The 21,399-nt window shown below is 65.7% G+C and carries 21 protein-coding genes; 8 read left to right on the top strand and 13 right to left on the bottom strand.

Annotation, left to right across the window (positions count from 1 at the left end; all coding sequences use genetic code 11):
• The first annotated feature begins 10 nt into the window (after positions 1 to 10).
• Both CEF10_RS04590 and hemH read left to right on the top strand, forming a co-directional pair.
• Positions 11 to 832 (top strand): methyltransferase domain-containing protein, encoded by an 822-nt coding sequence (locus tag CEF10_RS04590; protein WP_101066809.1) that lies wholly within the window; start codon positions 11 to 13, stop codon positions 830 to 832.
• 60 nt (positions 833 to 892) lie between these two features.
• Complete coding sequence (hemH, locus tag CEF10_RS04585) at positions 893 to 1,957, top strand: ferrochelatase (RefSeq protein WP_101067099.1); 1,065 nt, start codon at positions 893 to 895, stop codon at positions 1,955 to 1,957.
• A gap of 84 nt (positions 1,958 to 2,041) precedes the next feature.
• Here the strand turns inward: hemH and CEF10_RS04580 are convergent, their stop codons facing one another.
• Both CEF10_RS04580 and CEF10_RS04575 read right to left on the bottom strand, forming a co-directional pair.
• A complete protein-coding gene (locus CEF10_RS04580; protein ID WP_101066807.1) occupies positions 2,042 to 2,227 on the bottom strand; it encodes a hypothetical protein in 186 nt (61 codons plus the stop codon).
• Positions 2,228 to 2,370: 143 nt separating this feature from the next.
• Positions 2,371 to 2,952, bottom strand: coding sequence for a L,D-transpeptidase (locus CEF10_RS04575; protein WP_101066805.1), 582 nt, complete (start codon positions 2,950 to 2,952; stop codon positions 2,371 to 2,373).
• Positions 2,953 to 3,122: 170 nt separating this feature from the next.
• Between CEF10_RS04575 and dalA the strand changes: the two genes are divergently transcribed.
• Positions 3,123 to 3,662 carry a divisome-associated lipoprotein DalA gene (gene dalA / locus CEF10_RS04570; RefSeq protein WP_101066802.1) on the top strand — a complete coding sequence of 180 codons (540 nt, stop codon included), beginning with the start codon at positions 3,123 to 3,125 and terminating at the stop codon, positions 3,660 to 3,662.
• Here the strand turns inward: dalA and CEF10_RS04565 are convergent.
• The 5 genes from CEF10_RS04565 to hslO all read right to left on the bottom strand — a co-directional run bounded on the left by CEF10_RS04565 (position 3,646) and on the right by hslO (position 8,205).
• Positions 3,646 to 4,140 (bottom strand): L,D-transpeptidase family protein, encoded by a 495-nt coding sequence (locus CEF10_RS04565; protein ID WP_101066800.1) that lies wholly within the window; start codon positions 4,138 to 4,140, stop codon positions 3,646 to 3,648. The genes dalA and CEF10_RS04565 overlap by 17 nt on opposite strands.
• A gap of 77 nt (positions 4,141 to 4,217) precedes the next feature.
• The gene (locus CEF10_RS04560; RefSeq protein WP_101066798.1) at positions 4,218 to 5,438 is read right to left on the bottom strand and encodes a class I SAM-dependent RNA methyltransferase; all 1,221 of its coding nucleotides are present in this window, start codon (positions 5,436 to 5,438) and stop codon (positions 4,218 to 4,220) included.
• A gap of 10 nt (positions 5,439 to 5,448) precedes the next feature.
• On the bottom strand, positions 5,449 to 6,615 hold the full coding sequence (locus CEF10_RS04555) for a CCA tRNA nucleotidyltransferase (RefSeq protein ID WP_101066795.1): 1,167 nt from the start codon (positions 6,613 to 6,615) through the stop codon (positions 5,449 to 5,451).
• On the bottom strand, positions 6,612 to 7,220 hold the full coding sequence (locus CEF10_RS04550) for a CoA pyrophosphatase (RefSeq protein WP_101066793.1): 609 nt from the start codon (positions 7,218 to 7,220) through the stop codon (positions 6,612 to 6,614). Before CEF10_RS04550 ends, CEF10_RS04555 begins: the two co-directional genes overlap by 4 nt.
• Entirely contained in the window at positions 7,204 to 8,205 is a 1,002-nt protein-coding gene (gene hslO / locus CEF10_RS04545) for an Hsp33 family molecular chaperone HslO (protein WP_101066791.1), read from the bottom strand. The genes CEF10_RS04550 and hslO overlap by 17 nt, the downstream gene beginning before the upstream one ends.
• A 79-nt stretch (positions 8,206 to 8,284) precedes the next feature.
• Here hslO and CEF10_RS04540 point away from each other — a divergent pair, with 79 nt between their 5' ends.
• Positions 8,285 to 8,728 carry an NUDIX hydrolase gene (locus CEF10_RS04540; RefSeq protein ID WP_101066789.1) on the top strand — a complete coding sequence of 148 codons (444 nt, stop codon included), beginning with the start codon at positions 8,285 to 8,287 and terminating at the stop codon, positions 8,726 to 8,728.
• On the opposite strand, the gene CEF10_RS04535 is transcribed toward CEF10_RS04540, so the two are convergent.
• On the bottom strand, positions 8,721 to 10,001 hold the full coding sequence (locus tag CEF10_RS04535) for a PP2C family protein-serine/threonine phosphatase (RefSeq protein ID WP_101066787.1): 1,281 nt from the start codon (positions 9,999 to 10,001) through the stop codon (positions 8,721 to 8,723). The genes CEF10_RS04540 and CEF10_RS04535 overlap by 8 nt on opposite strands.
• Before the next feature lie 119 nt (positions 10,002 to 10,120).
• Here CEF10_RS04535 and CEF10_RS04530 point away from each other — a divergent pair, with 119 nt between their 5' ends.
• The gene (locus CEF10_RS04530; RefSeq protein WP_101067098.1) at positions 10,121 to 10,453 is read left to right on the top strand and encodes an Hpt domain-containing protein; all 333 of its coding nucleotides are present in this window, start codon (positions 10,121 to 10,123) and stop codon (positions 10,451 to 10,453) included.
• On the opposite strand, the gene ilvA is transcribed toward CEF10_RS04530, so the two are convergent.
• Positions 10,450 to 11,688, bottom strand: a complete 1,239-nt coding sequence (gene ilvA / locus CEF10_RS04525; RefSeq protein ID WP_101066785.1) for a threonine ammonia-lyase IlvA — start codon at positions 11,686 to 11,688, stop codon at positions 10,450 to 10,452. The two genes, CEF10_RS04530 and ilvA, sit on opposite strands and share 4 nt — an antisense overlap.
• Positions 11,689 to 11,763: 75 nt before the next feature.
• Positions 11,764 to 12,531 (bottom strand): hypothetical protein, encoded by a 768-nt coding sequence (locus tag CEF10_RS04520; protein WP_157932958.1) that lies wholly within the window; start codon positions 12,529 to 12,531, stop codon positions 11,764 to 11,766.
• A 149-nt stretch (positions 12,532 to 12,680) separates the two neighbouring features.
• Here CEF10_RS04520 and CEF10_RS04515 point away from each other — a divergent pair, with 149 nt between their 5' ends.
• A complete protein-coding gene (locus CEF10_RS04515; RefSeq protein ID WP_101066780.1) occupies positions 12,681 to 13,907 on the top strand; it encodes an argininosuccinate synthase in 1,227 nt (408 codons plus the stop codon).
• Between the two features lie 6 nt (positions 13,908 to 13,913).
• Here CEF10_RS04515 and CEF10_RS04510 read toward each other — a convergent pair whose 3' ends face one another.
• Together CEF10_RS04510 and CEF10_RS04505 are read right to left on the bottom strand one after the other, a co-directional pair.
• Entirely contained in the window at positions 13,914 to 14,627 is a 714-nt protein-coding gene (locus CEF10_RS04510) for a sulfotransferase-like domain-containing protein (protein WP_101066778.1), read from the bottom strand.
• Positions 14,627 to 15,535, bottom strand: coding sequence for a D-amino acid aminotransferase (locus CEF10_RS04505; RefSeq protein WP_101066776.1), 909 nt, complete (start codon positions 15,533 to 15,535; stop codon positions 14,627 to 14,629). Before CEF10_RS04505 ends, CEF10_RS04510 begins: the two co-directional genes overlap by 1 nt.
• 196 nt (positions 15,536 to 15,731) lie before the next feature.
• Here CEF10_RS04505 and msrA point away from each other — a divergent pair, with 196 nt between their 5' ends.
• Positions 15,732 to 16,352, top strand: coding sequence for a peptide-methionine (S)-S-oxide reductase MsrA (gene msrA, locus CEF10_RS04500; RefSeq protein ID WP_232796400.1), 621 nt, complete (start codon positions 15,732 to 15,734; stop codon positions 16,350 to 16,352).
• Positions 16,353 to 16,361: 9 nt separating this feature from the next.
• Here msrA and CEF10_RS04495 read toward each other — a convergent pair whose 3' ends face one another.
• Positions 16,362 to 18,617 (bottom strand): NADP-dependent malic enzyme, encoded by a 2,256-nt coding sequence (locus CEF10_RS04495; protein WP_101067097.1) that lies wholly within the window; start codon positions 18,615 to 18,617, stop codon positions 16,362 to 16,364.
• A gap of 165 nt (positions 18,618 to 18,782) precedes the next feature.
• Here CEF10_RS04495 and mutS point away from each other — a divergent pair, with 165 nt between their 5' ends.
• Positions 18,783 to 21,395 carry a DNA mismatch repair protein MutS gene (gene mutS, locus CEF10_RS04490; protein ID WP_101067096.1) on the top strand — a complete coding sequence of 871 codons (2,613 nt, stop codon included), beginning with the start codon at positions 18,783 to 18,785 and terminating at the stop codon, positions 21,393 to 21,395.
• Positions 21,396 to 21,399: the final 4 nt, after the last annotated feature.

The following is a 21,399-nucleotide window of genomic DNA, read 5'->3' as shown; positions in this document are numbered from 1 at the left end:
CGTCCCGCCCATGTCCGCGCCGACCCGACTGACCGACCGCACCGCACTCAAGGCACACCGCCGCCGCGCCGCACGCGACCCGGCGCTTTTCCTGCATGAGGCCGCGCGTGACGAGATGCAGGATCGCCTCGCCTTCATTAAGAAATCATTTACCAAGCCGGCCATCGTGACGGGGTTTCCGGACTTCTGGTCCGGTGTCATTCCCGACGCCATCGTCACCGGCGATTCGGAAACGCTGGACCTCGCGCCGGCCGCGCATGACCTCGTGATACACGCGATGGCGCTGCATTGGGCGGATGACCCCGTCGGCCAGCTCATCCAGGCACGCCGCGCGCTCGTGCCCGACGGTTTCTTCATGGCAGCGTTCTTCGGGGGGACCACGCTGCACGAACTTCGCAGCTCTCTGGCGGATGCGGAGGTGGCGTTGACAGGCGGGCTGTCACCACGCATCGCGCCCATGGGTGAAATCCGAGATCTCGGCGCCCTGCTGCAGCGGGCGGGTTTTGCCCTGCCCGTTGCCGACAGCGTGCCGCTGACGGTGAGCTATCCATCGCCGCGACATCTCATGCACGATCTCCGCGCGATGGGCGAAACGAACGCTCTGGCGGCCCGGCATCGCGCGCCGGCCGCCCGCGCGCTGTTCGACCGGGCCTCCGAGACGTATGTCTCCACTTTCGGTGACGCCTCGGGACGCGCGCCCGCCACCTTCGAGTTGATATTTCTTGCCGGATGGAGCCCGCACGCGGATCAGCCGCAGCCGCTGCGCCCCGGCAGCGCGCGGGCCCGCCTGTCCGACGCCCTCGGGACCCGGGAACATCCCGTCAAAGATTGACGCCGCGACCATTCTCTTTATGTCACGCGAGGCACGCACAGGAAAACGGAGCCGATGGTCATGCTCGACGCCCAGCCGATTTCGGAACGCCCCGAACACGCCCCCGCGGATCACCCCGCCATCCCGAAGCAGAAGACGGGCATCCTGCTGGCCAACCTCGGCACGCCGGACAATTACGATTACTGGTCGATGCGGCGCTATCTCAACGAGTTCCTGTCGGACCGTCGCGTCATCGACTATGCGCCGTGGAAATGGCAGCCGCTGCTGCAGCTCGTCATCCTGACCAAGCGGCCGTTTTCCAGCGGCGAGGCCTACAAGTCGATCTGGAACGAGGACAAGGGCGAAAGCCCCCTGATGACCATTACCAAGGACCAGACCGGGAAGATCGCCGAGGAGATGCGCGCACGCCACGGCGACGATGTCATGGTCGACTACTGCATGCGCTACGGCAATCCGTCGACGAAATCCAAGGTCCGTGCCATGGTCGACGCGGGGTGTCGCCGGATCCTTTTCGTGCCGCTCTACCCGCACTATGCCGGCGCGACCTCGGGCACCGCGAACGACCAGTTCTTCCGTGCGCTGATGGAAGAACCGTGGCAGCCCGCTGCGCGGACGATCGAACCGTATTTCGAGCACCCGCTCTACATCGAGGCGCTGGCCGAGTCGGTCGAGCGTGCCTACGCCCAGCTCGAGACCAGGCCGGATATCCTCGTGGTCTCCTACCACGGCATGCCGAAGCGCTACCTCATGCAGGGTGATCCCTATCACTGCCAGTGCCAGAAGACGACGCGGCTGCTCAAGGAACGTCTGGGCTGGCAGGACACCGATATCACGACGACGTTCCAGTCCGTGTTCGGCCCCGAGGAATGGCTGCGCCCCTACACCGTGGAGGAGGTCGCGCGCCTGGCGAAGGAAGACAACAAGAAACGAATCGCGGTAATCGCGCCTGCCTTCTCGGCGGATTGCGTGGAGACGCTCGAAGAGATCAACGAGGAGATCAAGGAGAGCTTCGAGGAAGCGGGCGGAGAATCATTCACCTACATTCCCTGCCTCAACGACGAGCCGGCGCACATCAAGGTGATTTCGGCCGTCATCGACGAGAACCTGAAGGGCTGGGTCGGCTAACATCAGGTTTTCAGCAATGGCGAACCCGCAAAAGAAAAAGGCGGTGGCTGCGCCACCGCCTTTCCCGGGAATGTTCGAACGCTATCAGTCGGCAGCGGCAGCAGCGACGATCGCCAGCAGAACCAGCGGGATCCAGATGCCGGCTGCGGACGAGCTGGCCTGGGTCTCCTCGACGACCACGGGGGCCTCGACTACCGGCTCTTCCATGGTGCCGGCGGTTGCGGTCGAAGCGGCGGCGGTCAGGGCAGCAGCGAGAACGAGTTTCTTCATTGTATCCTCCAGATATTCGCCTGCTGTCGGTCAGGTCGACACCAGGCACCAAGACTTACCTCGTAGGATTTTTTGTAATCAGCAATCCCCGACGATTGCAAATGCAACTTGACGCGCCGCGGCGAAAAATGGCCCCGCTTTCGTCAAATAAGCAACACCTGCGTGCCAACCTTGGTCAACGCGAAGAGTTCGGCGATGTGTTCGTTGTAAAGGCCGATGCAACCGTTGGAGGATCGACGCCCGATCTTGCGCGTGTCATGCGTTCCGTGAATCCGGTAATAGGTCCAGCTCAGGTACAGCGCATGCGTGCCCAGCGGGTTGTCAGGGCCCGGCGGGACGTATTTCGGCCAGTCCGGGTTGCGTTCGAGCATCGAGGGTGTCGGGCGCCAGTCGGGCCCTTCGACCTTGCGCACCACGCGTGTGCGGCCGCGTCGTGTCAGCTCTTCGGACAACGGAACGCTCGTCGGGTAGAGCTTGTAGACCGATTCGTCCTCGGACCAGTAATGAAGGGCGCGTGACCGCGTATCCACAAGGATCGCACCGTTGCGAAGCGACGTGAAATAGGGCTTCCAGTCGAGGGTTCGGAAACTCGAAACGTTGCGGCGCACCTTTTCGTCTTCATTGCGTTCGGCCCGTTCCGCCGCGACCGCGGGCGCACCCAGCATGGCCGCCGTTCCGGCCACGAACGCGCGCCGGTCCAGGTTGGGGATCCTTCGCCTTGCCATTCTGCTTCTCCGCAATCCAAAGCCAGTGATCTATGCGGGAAATATATGGCCGGAAAGCCTCAGCCGCAATTCAAACCGCTGTGTGCCATGCATGTTTCCGCTTTGCGGGTTTGAATCGCCGGTCGGGGCGCGCTAGAGACATGAAAACCGGATTGTCTTGGGTCGTATCCATGGTGCGCATCGCCGTTCTTTTCCTCGCCGCAGCGTTGGCACTGTCCGCCTGCAGCTCGCAACCTGCCCAACCGCAGATGGGAGCCGATGGCAAGCCGCTGCCCAAGGTCTACAGGATCCGGCCCGGCGAGACCTCCAAGGTCCAGTTCCGGCTGCTGGATTCCGTGAATACCCTGCGCAAGGCGGCCGGCCACGGCCCCGTGGAGCTCGATCCGCGCCTGAACGCCGCGGCCGCGACCCACGCTCGCGACATGTCGGTGCAGAACCGCCCGTGGCACTTCGGCTCCGACGGCTCCTCGCCGATCGACCGCGCGCGCCGCGCGGGATACGAGGGACGGCTCATCGGCGAGAATATTTCCGAAACCTACGAGACCGAGCTCGAAACCCTCGCCGCCTGGATGGACAAACCCGGCACGCGCGAAGTCATCCTTGCGCCGGACGCGCGCGAAATGGGCTTTGCATGGCACCAGGAAAACAACGGCAAGATCTGGTGGACGCTGGTCATGGGCGCCCCGGCGCGGGTCACGGCCGGATCGTGATCGGCGTTCCGTTGCGAACCATCGCGTAGATGTCCTCGATCTCGCGGTTGCTGACCGAGATGCACCCGGCCGTCCAGTCCGGGCCGTTCCCCCAGTACTTGAACGGCCGCCCGTGGATGAAGATGTCACCGCCCGGATCCCGGCCGGCCTCGAGCGCGCGCGCGATGTCCTCCTCGTCGGGATAGGATATCCCGATCGACAGGTGGAATTCGCTGTTCGGGTTGCGGCGATCGATCACGTAGTCGCCCTCGGGCGTGCGGCCGTCGCCCTCGAAACCCTTGTGCCCGTTGGGTGCGAAGCCCAGCCCGATGTCGTAGCTCTCCAGAACCACGTCGTGATGCAAAAGGTGCATCTCGCGCGCGTCCTTGTTCACGACAATACGCGTGACCTCGGGCCCGTTATACGTCTTGAACTTCGAACTGCACCCGGCCAGTGCAGCCAACATCACCAGAAGGGCGACACTCCTGAAAGCGCGCATTGCAAATCACCCGTCATCCTGCCCCCCGATTCTCGTTTCTACAGCGAAAGCCGCGCACTGCGTAGAGCAAATCGCGCTCACACGGGCTCGCGGCGAAACTCCGCGACAAGTTCGACATGCGCCGACCACCGGAACTGGTCGATCACGCGCACAGGCCCCATCACATAGCCGGCGCGCACCAGTGTCCGGGCATCGCGGGCAAAGGTCACCGGGTTGCAGGAGACATGTGCGATTCTCTGTATGCCGGAATCGGCCAGCCGCCCGATCTGGGCGTGTGCACCCGCACGGGGCGGGTCGATCACGGCCGCCTCGAACCCTGCAAGCTCCGCCGGTTCAAGCGGGTCACGGAACAGGTCGCGAGCGGCGTGCGTGACGGGCTTGAGTCCCTGTGCATGGCGCCAGCCGGCATCGAGGGCCGCGACCATCGCCGCGTCCGCCTCGACGGCGTGAACGGGGGCATACTGTGCCAGCGGCAGGGAAAACGTTCCGCAGCCGGCGAAAAGGTCCACGATCCGGCCGGCGCCGTGCGTGATTCGCAAGACCTCCGAACGCAACGCCGCCTCGCCCTCGGCGGTGGCCTGCAGGAAGGCGCCGGGCGGCGGCACCACCCGTGCTGGACCGAACTGTTGCTCCGGCGGCAGCCGCAGGGCAATCACCTCGTCTTCCCATGACAGGCGCGCCAGGTCGTGGCGGCGGGCCAGATCCCCGAGCGCCGCACGCAGCGGGCCATTCAGCGGCTTTCCACCACGCACGAGAATGTCGGGCCCGTTGAGGGTCTCCGTCACGGCTACGGCCAGGTTGCCCTTGCGACTGCCCCCGGTCACCGCGAGATCGCGCGCCGCGGGCACCGCGGCCATCAGCCGGGGATGCAGCAACTGACAGTCGGGGATTTCCGTGATGGTATCGGAACTGCGGCCGTGGAACCCGACCAGGGCGCCCCGTTTGGTACGCCGCGCGGCCAGGGTGGCACGCCGGCGGCTTCCGGGCGGCGAGGTGACGACCGGGCCCACGTCCGCCGACAGGCCCTGCGCCTCGAGCGCGGTTTCCACGACCTTCCGTTTCCAGTTTTCCACGAAATCGTCGGCGGCATGTTGCAGCTGGCATGCCCCGCATGCACCGAAATGCCGGCACGGCGGGCGCACCCGGTTCGCCGAGGGCGTTTCGATGCGGATGTCCCGCAACGTGTCACCGTCCAGCGTGCCAGTGACCACTTCGCCGGGCAGGGTGCGGGGTGCATAGACGGGACCGTCGGCAATGCCGTCGCCAAGGTGTCCCAGCCGCTCGATCACGTAGGTCACGCCGCCCCCGTCAACTCTGCCCGTCGTCCGACGCCAACAGCACCTCACGACCAAGGGAAAACCGGGACTCGATCCACCGTTGCTCGAGCTCCTGCAGCCGCGCGCCGAGCGACGGGCCTTGATAATCGGGCATCAAGTCGCGCGCTTCCAACGGAAAAACCGCCGTTGCCCCCTTCTCCAGCGCCGATTGCGCCCCCTCGGGCAGTGCTTGCTCAAGGAACGCCGCACGCAACAGCAGGATGTCACGCCCGGCCTCGACCCCGAATCGGTACCCGAGTTCGTGCGGCGGTGTCGAAGCGGTAGCCTGCGTGCGCAAGATGTCCAGCCGCCGGGCTTCTGCCTTGCTCAGCCGCAGTAGATCGGCAGTCTCGTCGCCGCCCAGCGCGGCCAGACGCCGGATGCATTCGGGGTCCGCGCTCCATTGCCGTTCAAGGTGAACAAGGGGGCCAAGCGCACGGTCGTGCGCCCCCGGAAGGATCCGGGCCAGCACGCCGGCCTGCCGCATCGCCGCAACCGATGGCGCCGGGTCGGGCGCGGCCAGAAGCTTGCGCATCTCGTGACCGATCCGTTCACGCGAAAGCGCCGACAGGCCATCGGCCAGGTCGGCGGCCGCCGCCAGCCCCTCGGGATCGAGCCCGCCTGCCGGATCACCGTAGCGGGCATGGAACCGGAAGAACCGCAGGATGCGCAAATAGTCCTCGCGGATGCGCTGATAGGGGTCCTCGATGAACCGAACCCGCCGCGCCAGGAGGTCCGGCAAGCCGCCAAGCGGATCGACGATTTCGCCGTCCGGCCGCGCATATAGTGCGTTCATCGTGAAATCGCGCCGGCGCGCATCTTCGCGCACATCGGTGGCATAGGCCACGACCGCGTGCCGGCCGAAGGTCTCGACATCCTCGCGGAAGGTCGTGACCTCGTGCGGCACATGTTGCGACACGACCGTGACGGTGCCGTGATCGATCCCGGTGGGCACCGGCTTCATGCCTGCGGCCCGGGCGAGGTCCATCACGGTTTCCGGGTGCGCGTCCGTCGCGATGTCGATGTCGTCCACCCGCACGTCCAGAAGCGCGTTACGCACGCACCCCCCCACGAACAGCGCCTGAAACCCGGCATCTGTCAGCGCGCGGCAGACGGCCTGGGTTTCCTCGGCCGCGATCCAGTCGCCCGAGATCCTCATCGCTGGCCCGCCGCCTCTGCGATGGCGCGCAGGATTCGCGCGGTTGCCCCCCAGATGTAATACGGCCCGAACGGCACCGTGTAGTAGCGCCGCCAACTGCCCCGCCACCTCCGCGCCTCAACGCGAAAATTGCCGGGCGTCAGGACATGGGTCAGCGGCACGGTGAAAACTTCCTCCACCTCGCCTGCCTCCGGCCGGAATTCGAACGGGTGCCGCACGCGCGCCACCACCGGTGTCACGTCGAAGGCCGTCACGGTTTCATGGGTGGGCAGGCATCCCAGAACCTCGACGTTGGCGGGGTCGAGCCCGACCTCCTCATGCGCCTCGCGCAGCGCGGCGGCGGTGACATCCGGGTCGCCCGGATCCTGCTTTCCGCCGGGAAAGGCAATCTGGCCGGGGTGATGCTTCAGAGCCGAGGAGCGTTTCGTCAAGATCAGACGCGGGGCACCGTCCCCGTTCAGCACCCCCAGCAGAACCCCGGCCGGCCGCAACCGGCGGCCGGGTGCAAGAACCGTATCCGGGTTGAGATCGAAATCGGACGAGCCGACGCCGGGGTTGGCCAACGCGGCGCGCACCGGGTCAAGCGGATCACTCGGCATCGCCATCCTGATCCGGTGCGACCGGGCCCGTGCCCAGCGTTTCGGGGTCGAGATCGTAATGCGCCCCACAAAACTGGCAATCCGCAGTCACCCGGCCGTCCTCGGTTGTCATCTCTGCGATGTCCTCGGGGCCATAGGCCGACAGGCTGCGCCGGACGCGGTCCTCGGAGCAGGTGCAGCCGAACCGGATCGGCTGGATCTCGAAGACGCGGGGCGTTTCCTCGTGGAACAGGCGCACCAGCAGGTCAGTCGGCGAAACGTTGGGGCCGATGAGCTCCAGTTCGTCCACGGTGTCCAGCAAGGTGTTCGCCCGGTTCCAGTTCTCGGCTTCCTCGCCTTCGACGATATCCTCGGGCCTCAGCAGGCCCTGGTCTCCGGATCCCCCGCCCGTCGCGCGGGGCGGCGCCTCGGGCAGATGTTGCAGCATCACGCCGCCGCCGCGCCAGGCCGCCGGGCGGCCCGGCTCGGCCGATTTGCCGTAGCCAAGCGCGAAGCGGGTCGGCAATTGCTCGGACTGCGCGAAATAGGTCTCGGCGCAGGCTGCAAGGCTGTCGCCAGTGATCGGGGTTAATCCCTGATAGGGGGTCGTGCCCTCGCCCTGGTCGATCGTGATCGCGAAATACCCCTCTCCGAGCTGGTCGAACCCGCGCCCCGCGGTCAGACGATCGGCATCGAACCCGGCGTAGGCACGAATCCATGCCGGTTCGCCTTCCTTCGAGGGGCTGTAGTAATCGGTCGCGATAAGACGCACGGCACCGCGCGTCTGAACCTGCAACGACAGCTTCCAGCGCAGCTTGATCGTCTGGCCGATCAGGGCGGTCAGCAACGCCATTTCGGCAACCAGCGCTTCCACCGGCTCGGGATAGTCGTGCTGCTTGAGAACCCCGCCCAGCACGGTATCAAGGCGCGCCACGCGCCCGCGAATGTCCGCGCGGTCGAGCTGAAACGGCAGCACCGTGTCGTCCCAAGCGAGTTTCTGTCCGATTGTCATGGCGGGGGTTCCTTGCGCGCTCGATTTACCCTACGCGCCCTATACATGGTGCTTGACCGCTTGGCAAAGGGACGGGCCGATGATCCCGCGTTTCGGAACACCACCCGCGAAGGGGCGCGATTACAGGCGGCGGCCGGGCGTCTATGCCATCCTGCCGCGGGCGGGCCGCCTGCTTTTGACCCGCCAGAGCCACCCGCACCCGGAGGTTCAGCTTCCCGGTGGCGGAATCGACCCGGGCGAAGCGCCGGTGCAGGCGCTTCACCGCGAGGTGCTCGAGGAAACCGGCTGGAAGATCGCCGCGCCGCGCCGGCTGGGCAGCTTCCGGCGGTTTGCCTACATGCCCGAATACGATCTCTGGGCCGAGAAACTGTGCATCGTATACCTCGCACGTCCGGTACGGCCTCTGCATGCGCCGACCGAGCCGGGCCACAGCGCGCTTTGGATGGCGCCCGCAAGGGCGGCATCCTCGCTGGGCAATGCCGGCGACCGGCATTTCGCGGCACGGTTCGGGTGCGTCACCTGAACGCCAGAAGCGCGGCAGAGGCATCATCGGGCATGTCGCGCCCACCCGCGAAATCCGCGATTTGCCACAAGAGCGTATCGAGGAACTGACGCGGCGGCAGCCCCGCCAGACTGCCGACAAGGCGTTCCAGCCCGGCCTCGCCCATTTGTCGGCCCTGAGGATCGGTGCAATCCGTCAGGCCGTCGGAATGGATCAGCAAGGCATCCCCGCTGTTGAGGCATACTTCGAAGTGGTCATAACGCGCGCCGTCTACCAGCCCGACAGGAAGCCCGCCGGGGCCGACTGATTCGACCTGTCCGCCCGCGCGCAGGACCAGCGGATGCGGATGCCCGGCCTGCGCCATGCAAACCCGGCCTGTCACGAGATCAACATCGGCCAGCAGAAGCGTGAAGTAGAGTTCCGTGCGCAGCTCATCCAGGAAAAGCTGGTTGAGTTCACGGGTCACCTCGGCCGGCGGGCGCGGGACGAAAAGCCCCGAGGACAAGCGTTTGAGCGCCACGTTCTGTTCGGGCACTGCCGACGAAAGGAAGCCTGAAAGCCGCGCGGTCAATAGAGCGGAGCTTATGCCATGGCCGGAGACGTCTATGCCGAACAACCCGATCCGCCGCTCACCGATCGGGAAGAACCCGACGAGGTCGCCGCCGACATCGCCGCTGGACTGCAGCATCAGCGCAACCTCGGCGCGACCGAAGTCGCGGTAGCGTTCGCTGACCAGGGACTGCTGGAGTTTGCGCGCCTCGACCAGGTCGGTCTTGAGCGAACCGTAGACCGTCTGGAGTTCTCCGAGCGTGGAGCCGAGCAGCCGGTTTTTCTCGGTCAGTTCGCGCTCCATGCGCAGGATACGCGCACCCGCCGAGATGCGCGCGCGCAACTCGCCCGGGTTGACCGGCTTCGTCAGGAAATCGTCGGCGCCGGCGTCGAGGCCATGGGCGATATCGTCCTTGTCGCTCTTCGAGGTCAGCAGGATGAAATACCCGTAGCTCTCGCGCGGCATCCGGCGGAATTCGCGGCAGAACGCGACACCGTCCATGCCCGGCATCATCCAGTCGCTCAGCACCAGGTCGGGGGGGCGTTCGCGGCACAGGTCCAGCGCCGCGCGGCCACTGTCGGCCTCGAGAATCTCGAAGCCCCAGCGTTCGAGCGAGGCCGCCAGGATACGGCGCTGCAAACGACTGTCGTCGAGCACGAGAACCCGGCGGATGACATCGCCACCCACCAGGGTCGTCTCGGCCGGGTTCGGCTTGTCCGGTAACTGCCCGTCGGCTTCCTGCATGGGGCAGTCATACGGGGTTTCCCTTAAGTCGGTATGAAACGGTGATTTTTCAGCCGGAAATGCAGGGTTTGTTAACTTGCACGGGCCACCGTGAAGACCAAGCGACGGAAGGGACGCCCATGATCGACTGGGGACGCTTGGAGGAGCTGCGCGACGAGATCGGCGACGACGACTTCGCAGAGGTCGTGGCATTGTTTCTCGAGGAAGTGGAAACTGAGATTGCCACGCTCGAGGAGGGTATGCCGGCGCAGGTGCTTGAGCAGAAACTGCATTTTCTCAAGGGCAGCGCCCTGAACCTTGGGTTCCGGTCATTCGCGGAACTTTGCCTCGAAGGTGAAAGACAGGCCGCGGCCGATGAGCCCGGGCCCGTGGACCTTGACGCCGCGCGACAGTGTTTCGCCACGTCGCGGTCCATCCTGCTTTCCGCGATCGAGCGTACCAGCGATGGCTAGATCAGGAATTCCGCCAGGACCGGGTCATCGGTGATGTCACGGTGATCGAACCCCGCCGCGTTCAGCGCACGTTCGAGCGCGATGAAGTTGTCGGCATGGCTCGTCTCGATCCCGATCAGCACCGATCCGAAATTGCGCGCGGATTTCTTGAGGTATTCGAATCGCGCAATGTCGTCCTCGGGGCCGAGGATCTGCAGGAAATCCTTCAACGCGCCCGGACGTTGGGGCATGCGCAGGATGAAATACTTCTTCACGCCCGAATAACGCTGTGCACGTTCCTTCACCTCGGGCAAGCGTTCGAAATCGAAATTCCCGCCAGAGGCCACGCAGATGATCGTCTTGCCACGGATCTCGTCCGCCAGGTCCTTGAGCGCGTCGATGGCCAGTGCGCCCGCGGGCTCCAGAACGATCCCTTCGATGTTGAGCATCTCCAGCATCGTGGTGCAAAGCCTGTCCTCGTCGATCGTCAACGTCGCGCCCGGGTCGAGATCGGCCAGCCGCGCGAAGGTCCTGTCACCGATCCGGGCGACCGCGGCGCCGTCGGCGAAGTTGGCCACGTGATCCAGCCGAACCGGCGCCCCGGCGCGCAAAGCGGCCGCGAGACAGGCGCCGCCGGACGGCTCGGCCAGGGTAAAGGCGCAACGCGTCCCGAAGTAACTGCGGACACCGGCCGACAGCCCGCCGCCGCCCACGGGCATCACGATGCGGTCCGGCGCGCCACCATGCTGCATCTCGATTTCCACGGCGACCGAGGCCTGGCCCTCGATCACGTCGGCGTCGTCGAACGGCGGCAGGAAATGCCCGCCGACTTCCGCGCAATAACCCTGCGCGGCGGTGAGCGTGTCGTCGAAGTAGTCGCCGGTCAGGTGGATCTCGATCGCATCACCGCCGAACTTCCGGGTCTTGCCGATCTTCTGCTGCGGCGTGGTGACGGGCATGAAGATGGCACCTTTCACGCCGAAGTGCCGGCACATGAAAGCCACGCCCTGCGCATGGTTGCCCGCACTGGCACAGACGAAGCGGGGCGGCGCCGATGCACCGCCGACAACCTTGCGCATGGCATTGAATGCCCCGCGCAGCTTGTACGAGCGGACGGGGCTGAGATCCTCGCGCTTGAGCAGGATCTCGGCGCCGTAGCGCTCGCTCAGGTGATCGTTGCGTTGCAGCGGCGTGGGCGGGAAAACGGTGCGCATCGCCTGTTCCGCCGCCCGGGCATTCGCGGGAAAATCGGTCATGCCTCTCAGTGGCCCAAGTGCCCCGGGCTGGCAAGAGCGGCGCAGAAAGCATACCGCCGCATACCTTCCGCGAACTCACTCCAGCGCGCGACCCTGGACGTAGTGACCATAGAAACTCGTCAACAGGCTGGCGCCCAGCAGCGTCATGAACACCGTCACGGCGAAGGCGGCAAGCAAACCGAGGGGCGCGAAGATGGCGAACAGGATCGCGGTGACGAACTGAAGAAACAGTTGCAGCACGAACACGATCACCGCGATTGCAACGATCGCACCGGCCGTGCCGTTCGTCGATTCCCACGCGGCGCGCAGCGTCAACGGCGTGCCTATGGCAGCTGCCGGCAATATGGGCGAAAGCCTGTAGAACACCACGCCGACCGCCATGACCCCGACGATGGCAAGAACCGGTGCGATCGCCGCGCTCCCGCCGCCGGCGGCAAGCCCCACGACGACGAAGACCGGGATCATCAGCGCCAGCGATATGCCCGCCAGCATCAGCATCCGGCCCAGGTAGCCGATGCTTTCCGGGCCGTGCAGCGGCGGGATCCAGCCCTCCGGGTATTCTTCGAGAAGGACGAACCTGTGCCAGCCCACGAAGACCCAGACCGTCACGGCCATCCAGAGGAACCACAGCAAGAGTGCCGTTCCCCCGCTCAGCGTGCCGCTGCCGGAAAACGCGCTGACGCCCCCGCCGCCGGTGGCCATGAACGTGAAACCGCTTGCGCGCAGGATCGCCCAGGTGACGGCATAAAGCCCGAGCATCGGGACGACGGCAAGGCGCATCGCCTCCTGCCGGTTGCCGGTGACAAGCCGCATGGCGTGTCGAAAGATCGTCCAGCCTTTCATGGGTGGCGCCCCTGATGTTGAACAAGAGGGCGTGCAATGGCCCGCGAACCCGTCATAGCGGGCAGGTGCTGCGCTGCAAACCCCGCAGGCTTGCCCCTTGGTTCAAAACCCGGTAAGCGCGCGCAGCATCCGGAAAACGGGGGAAGACCATGTCCGCGCCCAAGAAAGTTGTGCTCGCCTACTCCGGCGGCCTCGACACCTCGATCATCCTCAAGTGGCTCCAAAGCGAATACGGCTGCGAGGTGGTGACCTTCACCGCCGACCTCGGCCAGGGCGAGGAACTCGAACCCGCCCGCAAGAAGGCCGAGATGCTGGGTATCGCGCCCGAGGACATCTTCATCGAGGACATCCGAGAGGAGTTCGTGCGCGATTTCGTTTTCCCGATGTTCCGCGCCAACGCGGTCTACGAGGGGCTCTACCTTCTGGGCACCTCGATCGCGCGGCCGCTGATCTCCAAGCGGCTGGTCGAAATCGCCGCCGAAACCGGGGCCGACGCCGTCGCGCACGGGGCCACCGGCAAGGGCAACGACCAGGTCCGGTTCGAGCTGGCGGCCTATGCGCTCGACCCCGAGATCAAGGTCATCGCACCGTGGCGCGAGTGGGACCTCACGAGCCGCACGAAGCTTCTGGATTTCGCCGAGAAGCACCAGATCCCCATCGCCAAGGACAAGCGCGGCGAGGCCCCATTCAGCGTCGACGCCAACCTGCTCCATACCTCGTCGGAGGGCAAGGTGCTGGAGGACCCCGCCGAGGCGGCGCCCGATTACGTCTATCAGCGCACCGCGCATCCCGAGGAGGCACCCGAGACCCCGCAATTCGTCGAGATCGGGTTCGAAAAGGGCGACGCCGTCAGCATCGACGGCGCGGCGATGTCGCCCGCCGAATTGCTCACCCGCCTGAACGAGCTGGGGGGCACCCACGGCATCGGCCGGCTGGATCTTGTCGAGGGGCGCTTCGTGGGCATGAAATCGCGCGGCATCTATGAGACGCCCGGCGGCACGATCCTGCTGGAGGCGCACCGCGGGATCGAGCAGATCACGCTCGACCGGGGCGCGGCGCACCTGAAGGACGAGCTGATGCCGCGCTATGCCGAGTTGATCTACAACGGCTTCTGGTACAGCCCGGAGCGCGAGATGCTGCAGGCGGCGATCGACGCCAGCCAGGCCCATGTCACCGGCACCGTGCGCCTCAAGCTCTACAAGGGATCGGTCCGCACGGTCGGGCGGTGGTCCGAGCACAGTCTCTATTCCGAGGCGCATGTGACCTTCGAGGACGACGCCGGCGCCTACGATCAAAAGGACGCCGAAGGTTTCATCCAGCTCAACGCCCTGCGTCTGAAGCTGCTGGCGGCGCGGGAACGCCGGCTCAAGGGCTGAGCGGCCCTAAAGCGCTGCCGCGCGCAGCCGTTCGTAGAATGGCATGGCCGCGCGGGCCAGCTCGGCGCGATGCGGGTCAAGCTCCGGCAACGGCCCGTCCGGCCCGGCAAAGCCGGTGCTTTCGTGCACCGCGCCGTACCAGTGCGGCGCCCAGACCCCGTCAAAGGGTTTCGGACCGGCCGGCCAGTGCAGTATCTCCGGCCGCCACTCCAGGCCCAGCGCCGCGCATAGCTTGCGCAGCTTCGCCTCCGGATCCTGCCGGATGTCGGCGGAATCGATGACGACGGGCGCCGCGCCGGCCGCAGACAGCGCATCGTGAAGCTCCGCCTGCTGGCGGAAGCCGATATCGTCCAGGGTGGGGTTGTCGTACTTCGCCGAGAAACTGGCCGCGACGCGTGCGGGATGGCGGATCAGGAAGACGTTGGTCACCGCATGCACCCAGTCGCGCGGAAAGCCGTCGATCATGTGCTGGGCCATGTGTTTCTGGTAGAAATGCGGCTTGCCACCCGGCACCGCGCCAAGAAGCTGCGCCACCACGGTCTCCGGCTCGCGGGGCTGGGCCGCGAGGATCGCCTCGCGCATCGGATGATCGAGGCCCGTTCGTGCAAGGTAGGCGGCATAGAAGGGTTCGTCGACGGCGGCGAAATCGCCGCGCGCGGCAAAAGCATACATCATCGCCGTCGACAGGTTGCGCGGCCCTGACCAGACTGCGAGCCGCATCAGGCCGCATTCGCCTTTATCAGAGCCTTGTAAAGGCCCTGGATGTGCTCCGTGACCGGGCCGATCCGGCCGGTGCCGATCCGGCGGCCATCGATCTCGCCCACCGGCGTCTGCGCGCCGAACGTGCCGGTCAGGAACGCCTCGTCGGCGTCGTATGTCTCGACCAGGGAAAAGTTCTTCTCGAAGACCGGGATACCGTCTGCGCGGCAGACGTCGATAACCTTTTGCCGCGTGATCCCGTTCATGCAGTAGTCGCCCGTGCTGGTCCAGACCTCGCCACCGCGCACGACGAAGAAGTTGCAGGCGTTGGTGGTGTTCACGAAGCCATGGACATCGAGCATCAATGCCTCGTCGGCGCCAGCCTTCTCGGCCGCGATGCAGGCCAGCACACAGTTGAGCTTGGAATGCGAATTCAGCTTCGGATCCTGGCTCATCGGCAGGCCACGGATATGCGGCACCGTGGCCAGCCGGATGGGCCGGGCGATCTGCGGGCGGGAGTGTTCCATGATGATCGCCACCGTCGGCCCCTGGCGCGACAGCGACGGGTGCTGGAACGGGCGCGACTTGACACCGCGCGTGACCATCAGCCTGGCATGCGCATCGGTCTGCATCCCGTTCGCGCGCTGTGTTTCGCGCAAGGCGGCAGAAAGGTCATCCCCCGTCATGCCAACGTCGAGGTCGATCGCCTTGGCGGCCTGGAACAGCCGGTCGAGGTGTTCGTCGGCGAACGCCCAGACGCCATCGTAAAGGCGCAGGCCCTCCCACACGCCGTCGCCCAGCATGAAACCGCTGTCGTAGACGCTGACCAATGCTTTTTCACGCGGCAGCAACCGCCCGTTCAGCCAGACCAGCACGGTCTCGTTGCGTGCATCCTCTGCCGCCTGGTGGGTTGTCTGGTGATCGTCCATGCGCACCTCCGGGTTCGCCTCGACACGCTAGGCAATGCGCCGCACCGTGCCAAGCAGTAAACCCCGATCACCATGCCGTGACACCGGGACGCCGTGACGCCGCGACGTGCTAGGCTCCACGGTGAAACGCCACGACACGAGCGAGATTTATTCGATGGTAGTACGCAGGTTGGACTTGAGAACGGTGGCCCTTGTGATGGCCGTCACGGCAGGGCTGATCGTTCATTGTAGCCGAGCACAGGCGGCCGAGACGGATGTGCTGACCGTGGCCGGGGGATGCTTCTGGTGCGTCGAAGCCGACTTCGAGAAAGTGGAGGGCGTTCGCGAGGTTGTCTCGGGCTATACCGGAGGGACCACAAGGAACCCGACCTACAAGGAAGTCGTGCGCGGCGGCACGGGCCATTACGAGGCGGTCGAGATCATCTACGACCCCGACGTCGTGAGCCGCGAACGTCTTCTTCATCTGTTCTTCCGCTCGATCGATCCGACGGATGCCGGCGGGCAGTTCTGCGATCGCGGCGACAGCTACCGCACGGCGATCTTCGTGGACAGCCAGGAGGCGCGCGCCGATGCCAAGGCGGCGAAGCGGCGCGCGCGGAATGAACTGGACCGGAAGATCGTGACGCCGATCCTGGAGAAAGACACGTTCTACAAGGCCGAGGCCTATCACCAGGATTACTACAAGAGCAAAGAACGCACATTGACGCGCTTTGGCTACATAACGCGGGCCGACGCCTACGAGCGATATCGCGAGGGCTGCGGCCGCGACGAGCGGGTGCGCGAACTGTGGGGCAAGGACGCGCCTTTCGTCGGCTGACGCACGTCGTCAGCCGACCTTGCAGGCGGCCAGCACGGCCATGTTGAGGATGTCGCTGGCCGTCGAATTCGACGAGCATATCTGGATCGACTTGTCCACGCCCGACAGGATCGGGCCTATGATCGTGGCACCTGCCATCTCCTGCATGAGCTTCACCGAAATCGACGCCGAATGCCGCGCCGGAACCACCAGGATATTGGCCGGACCGGTAAGGCGCTGGAAGGGGTAGGCCTCCTGCGCGCGGGTGTTCAGCGCCACGTCCACCGTCATCTCGCCCTCGAACTCGAAGTCGACACCGCGCTCTTCTAGAACCTGCGGCGCCCGGTGCATCTTGGTTGCACGTTCCGAACGCGGATATCCGAAGGTCGAGAACGACACGAACGCCACGCGGGGCACGAGCCCGAGATGCCGGGCGACGCCGGCGGACCGTTCCGCGATGTTCGCCAGGTCCTCCTCGTCGGGCCACTCGTGCACCAGCGTGTCCGCGATCATCACGATACGGCCCTTGTGCAGCAGCGCCGTCACGCCCGCGGCGCCGTGTTCCGCGTCAGCGTCGAAAACGTGGTTGATGAACTCCATGACATGCGCCGATTTGCGCGTGGCGCCCGTGACCAGCCCGTCGCCGTGGCCATGCGCCAGCATGAGCGCCGAGAAAACGTGCCGGTCCCGCGCAGCCAAACGGTGAATGTCGTGCCGGTCATGGCCCTTTCGCTGAAGTCGCTGGTAAAGGAACTCCTTGTATTGATCGAGGTGGCGGGTGTTGGCGGCGTTCACCACCTCGATCTCGCGCACGGCATCCCCGAGGCCGGCCGCCTCGAGCTTGTTCTTCACGTCCGGTTCGCGGCCCACGACGAGGGCCTTACCCAGGCCGGTGCGCTGATACTGCACTGCCGCACGCAGGACGCGCGGATCATCGCCCTCTGCAAAGATCATGCGCGCCTGGGCGTGGCGGGCACGCGCGTTGATAGAACGCAGGATGCTTGCCGTCGGGTCCATGCGGGCGCGCAGTGTTTCCTCGTATGACTCCATGTCGACGAGCGGGCGCCGCGCCGCGCCGGTGTCCATGCCCGCGCGCGCCACGGCCGGCGGCACGGTATGAATGAGCCGCGGATCGAAGGGTGTCGGAATGATGTAGTCGCGCCCGAAGGTCAGCTTCCTCCCGTAGGCCATCGCAACCTCGTCGGGGACATCCTCGCGCGCCAGCTCGGCAAGCGCCTCGGCACAGGCGATCTTCATCTCGTCGTTGATCGCCCGCGCGTGGATGTCCAGCGCGCCCCGGAACAGATACGGAAAGCCAAGGACGTTATTGACCTGGTTCGGGTAGTCCGACCGTCCCGTCGCGATGATCGCGTCGGCGCGTACCGCTTGCGCCTCTTCCGGCGTGATCTCGGGGTCGGGATTGGCCATGGCAAAGATGACCGGATCCTCGGCCATGCTTTCCACCATTCCCGGCGTCACCGCCCCCTTGACCGAAACGCCGAGGAATACATCGGCGCCTTCCATCGCCTCTTCGAGCGTGCGAAGGGGCGTGTCGACGGCATGGGCCGATTTCCACTGGTTCATGCCCTCTTCGCGACCCTGATGGATGACACCCTTCGTGTCGCAGGCGATGCAGTTGTCATGCCGCGCGCCCATCGCCTTGAGCAGCTCGATACACGCGATTCCCGCCGCGCCCGCGCCGTTGAGCACGATCCTGCAGTCCTCTATCCGCTTTCCCGAGATGTGAAGCGCGTTGATCAGCCCCGCGGCGCAGATGACGGCCGTGCCGTGCTGGTCGTCGTGAAAGACCGGAATGTCCATCTCTTCCTTGAGCGTCTGCTCGATGATGAAACACTCCGGCGCCTTGATGTCCTCGAGGTTGATACCGCCGAACGTGGGTCCCATCAGCTTGACGGCCTGGATGAAGGCATCCGGGTCTTCGGTGTCGAGTTCGATATCGATGCCGTTGACGTCGGCGAAGCGCTTGAACAGCACTGCCTTGCCTTCCATCACCGGCTTGGACCCCAGCGCGCCCAGGTTCCCCAGCCCCAGCACGGCGGTGCCGTTGGACACCACAGCCACCAGGTTGCCCTTGTTGGTGTAGTCATAGGCCGTTTCGGGCCGTTCCGAAATCGCCTCGCAGGGCACGGCGACGCCGGGCGAATACGCCAGGCTCAGATCGCGCTGTGTCGTCATCGGCACGGTGGGCTGGATCTCGAACTTGCCCGGCGCGGGTTCGAGGTGAAAGGCAAGCGCCTCTTCGGGGGTGAGTTTCGATTTCGTCATCATGCGTGCCCTTCGTGCCGTATCGCCTTGGCGTCTTAGCGTGGCGGGCCCGCCGGCTCAACTGCACGGCGTTTTCCGGTTTCACCCGGGAGGCGGGCTTTGTAAGGTTCGCGGCAATCCGAAAACCCGGGGGACAGCGTGACGACCGAAACCGCCGCCACGCCGATGATGGCGCAATATCTCGAGATCAAGGCGCAGCATCCGGAGGCGTTGCTGTTCTATCGGATGGGCGATTTCTATGAACTGTTCTTCGACGATGCCGTGGCCGCGGCCGAGGCGCTGGACATCGCGCTGACCAAACGGGGCAAGCACCTGGGCGACGACATCCCGATGTGCGGGGTGCCCGTTCATTCGGCGGAAAGCTACCTGCTCAACCTGATCCGCCATGGATTCCGCGTCGCCATTGCCGAACAGATGGAGGACCCGGCGCAGGCGAAGAAGCGCGGCTCCAAGGCGGTCGTTCGCCGCGAGGTAACGCGTGTTGTTACGCCCGGCACACTGACCGAGGAAAGCCTGCTGGATGCGCGGCGCCACAATTACCTTGCATCTTTCGCCAGCATCCGGGACGGCGCTGCGCTGGCCTGGGTCGATATCTCGACCGGGGCCTTTCACGCCATGCCGATCACGCCGGCACGGCTCGGGCCGGAACTTGCCCGGCTTACCCCCTCCGAGGTGATCCTTCCGGAAGGCGGCGACGCGGCAACACGCGAAACGGTGGCCGACAGCGGGGCGGCCCCCACGGAACTTGGGCGTGCCGCCTTCGACAGCACCGGCGGGGAAAAGAGACTGTGCAGCCTGTTCGGTGTCGCCACCCTCGAGGCCTATGGCCGGTTCTCGCGGGCCGAGATCGCCGCCATGGGTGCCATTGCCGAATACCTGGAGATCACGCAGAAGGGCAAACTGCCGCTGCTGCGCCCGCCCCGGCAGGAGGCGGAGAGCCGGGCAATGCAGATCGATGCAGCCACCCGGCGGAACCTTGAGATCACGCAGGCGATGTCCGGCGGACGGGCCGGATCGCTTCTGGCGGCGGTGGACCGCACGGTGACGGCGGGCGGCAGCCGTTTGCTGGAGCGGCGCCTGTCCAGCCCGGCGCGCGCCGTTTCCGAAATCGAGGCGCGCTTGGACGCCGTTGACATCTTTGCGGAAAGAACATCGGTCACCGGCGAACTTCGCAGCATGTTGCGCCAGGTGCCGGACCTGGACCGTGCGCTGTCGCGGCTGGGAATCGATCGGGGCGGGCCGCGCGACCTTGCCGCGGTGCGCGATGCGCTCGCGCAGGCGGAAGGGATCGCCGGGTTGCTGTCAGGTCAGAACCTGCCGGAGCTCGCGGCGCAGGCCAGATGCGATCTCACGGGTCACGCGGAACTTTGCGATCTGCTCGATCGAGCTCTCGTGGCCGAACCGCCGCTGCTCGCGCGCGACGGCGGTTTCATCGCGCCGGAACACGACGCCGAACTCGACGAGGTGCGCAAGCTGCGCGACGAAGGCCGCGGCCTGATCGCCGGCATGCAGAGCGAGTATGTCCAGCAAACGGGAATCCAGTCCCTGAAGATCAAGCACAACAACGTGCTCGGCTACTTCGTGGAGGTGACGGCGACGCATGCCGAAAAGATGCTCTCACCGCCGCTGAACGACACGTTCCGGCACCGCCAGACCACCGCCAACCAGGTCCGCTTCACGACGCCGGAACTGAGCGAGATGGAAACCCGTATCCTGAACGCTGGCGGCCGTGCGCAGGAAATCGAGAAACGCCTGTTCGAAAACCTGAAGCAGTCAGTGCTGAATTGTGCGCCCGCATTGGGCCAGACGGCGCGCGCGCTGGCAAACCTTGATGTTGCAGCGGCACTGGCCGACCTTGCCAACGGCGAGGGCTGGTGCAGACCGGTCGTCGACGAAAGCCGCGCCCTCGATATCGAGGGCGGCCGTCATGCCGTCGTCGAACAGGCGCTGCGCGCGCAGGACGGCGCACCCTTCGTTGCCAATGATTGCCACCTGGGCACAAGATCTGACATATGTTTGCTTACCGGCCCCAACATGTCGGGCAAGTCCACCTATCTGCGGCAGAATGCGCTGATCGCGCTGCTGGCGCAGGCGGGCTGCTACGTGCCCGCCGAAAGCGCGCGCATCGGTGTTGTCAGCCAGTTGTTCAGCCGCGTCGGCGCCTCGGACGATCTGGCGCGGGGGCGGTCGACCTTCATGGTCGAGATGGTGGAGACGGCAGCGATCCTGAATCGCGCCGACGACCGGGCGCTGGTCATCCTCGACGAGATCGGTCGCGGCACGGCGACCTATGACGGATTGTCGATCGCCTGGGCGACGCTGGAACACCTGCACGAGGTCAACCGTTGCCGGGCGCTGTTCGCCACGCATTATCATGAACTCACCGGGCTGGCCGACAAACTGGACCGGCTGGAAACGGCCACGGTCTCGGTCAAGGAACACGCGGGCGACGTGATTTTCCTGCACGAGGTACAGCCCGGTGCGGCCGACCGCTCCTACGGGGTTCAGGTCGCCCGGCTCGCCGGCCTGCCCGAATCAGTGGTCGAGCGCGCCCGCGTCGTCCTGGATGCCCTGGAAAAGGGCGACCGCGAAGGTGGTGGCGCGCGCGAGGCCTTGATCGACGACCTGCCGTTGTTTTCGGCTGCAGCCGCGTCTCCCGCGGACACGCACACCAGTTCGCCGGTTGAAGAGCGCCTGCGCGACATTCTGCCGGACGAGCTGACGCCGCGCGAAGCGCTCGACCTGGTCTACGAACTCAGGAAACTCGCCGGAAGCTGAAACC

It is taken from the genome of Roseovarius salinarum, from assembly GCF_002834145.1.
Lineage (GTDB): Bacteria > Pseudomonadota > Alphaproteobacteria > Rhodobacterales > Rhodobacteraceae > Roseovarius > Roseovarius salinarum.
The sequence above is the reverse complement of the archived record's forward strand: the minus strand, read 5'-3'. Positions and strand labels throughout refer to the sequence as shown.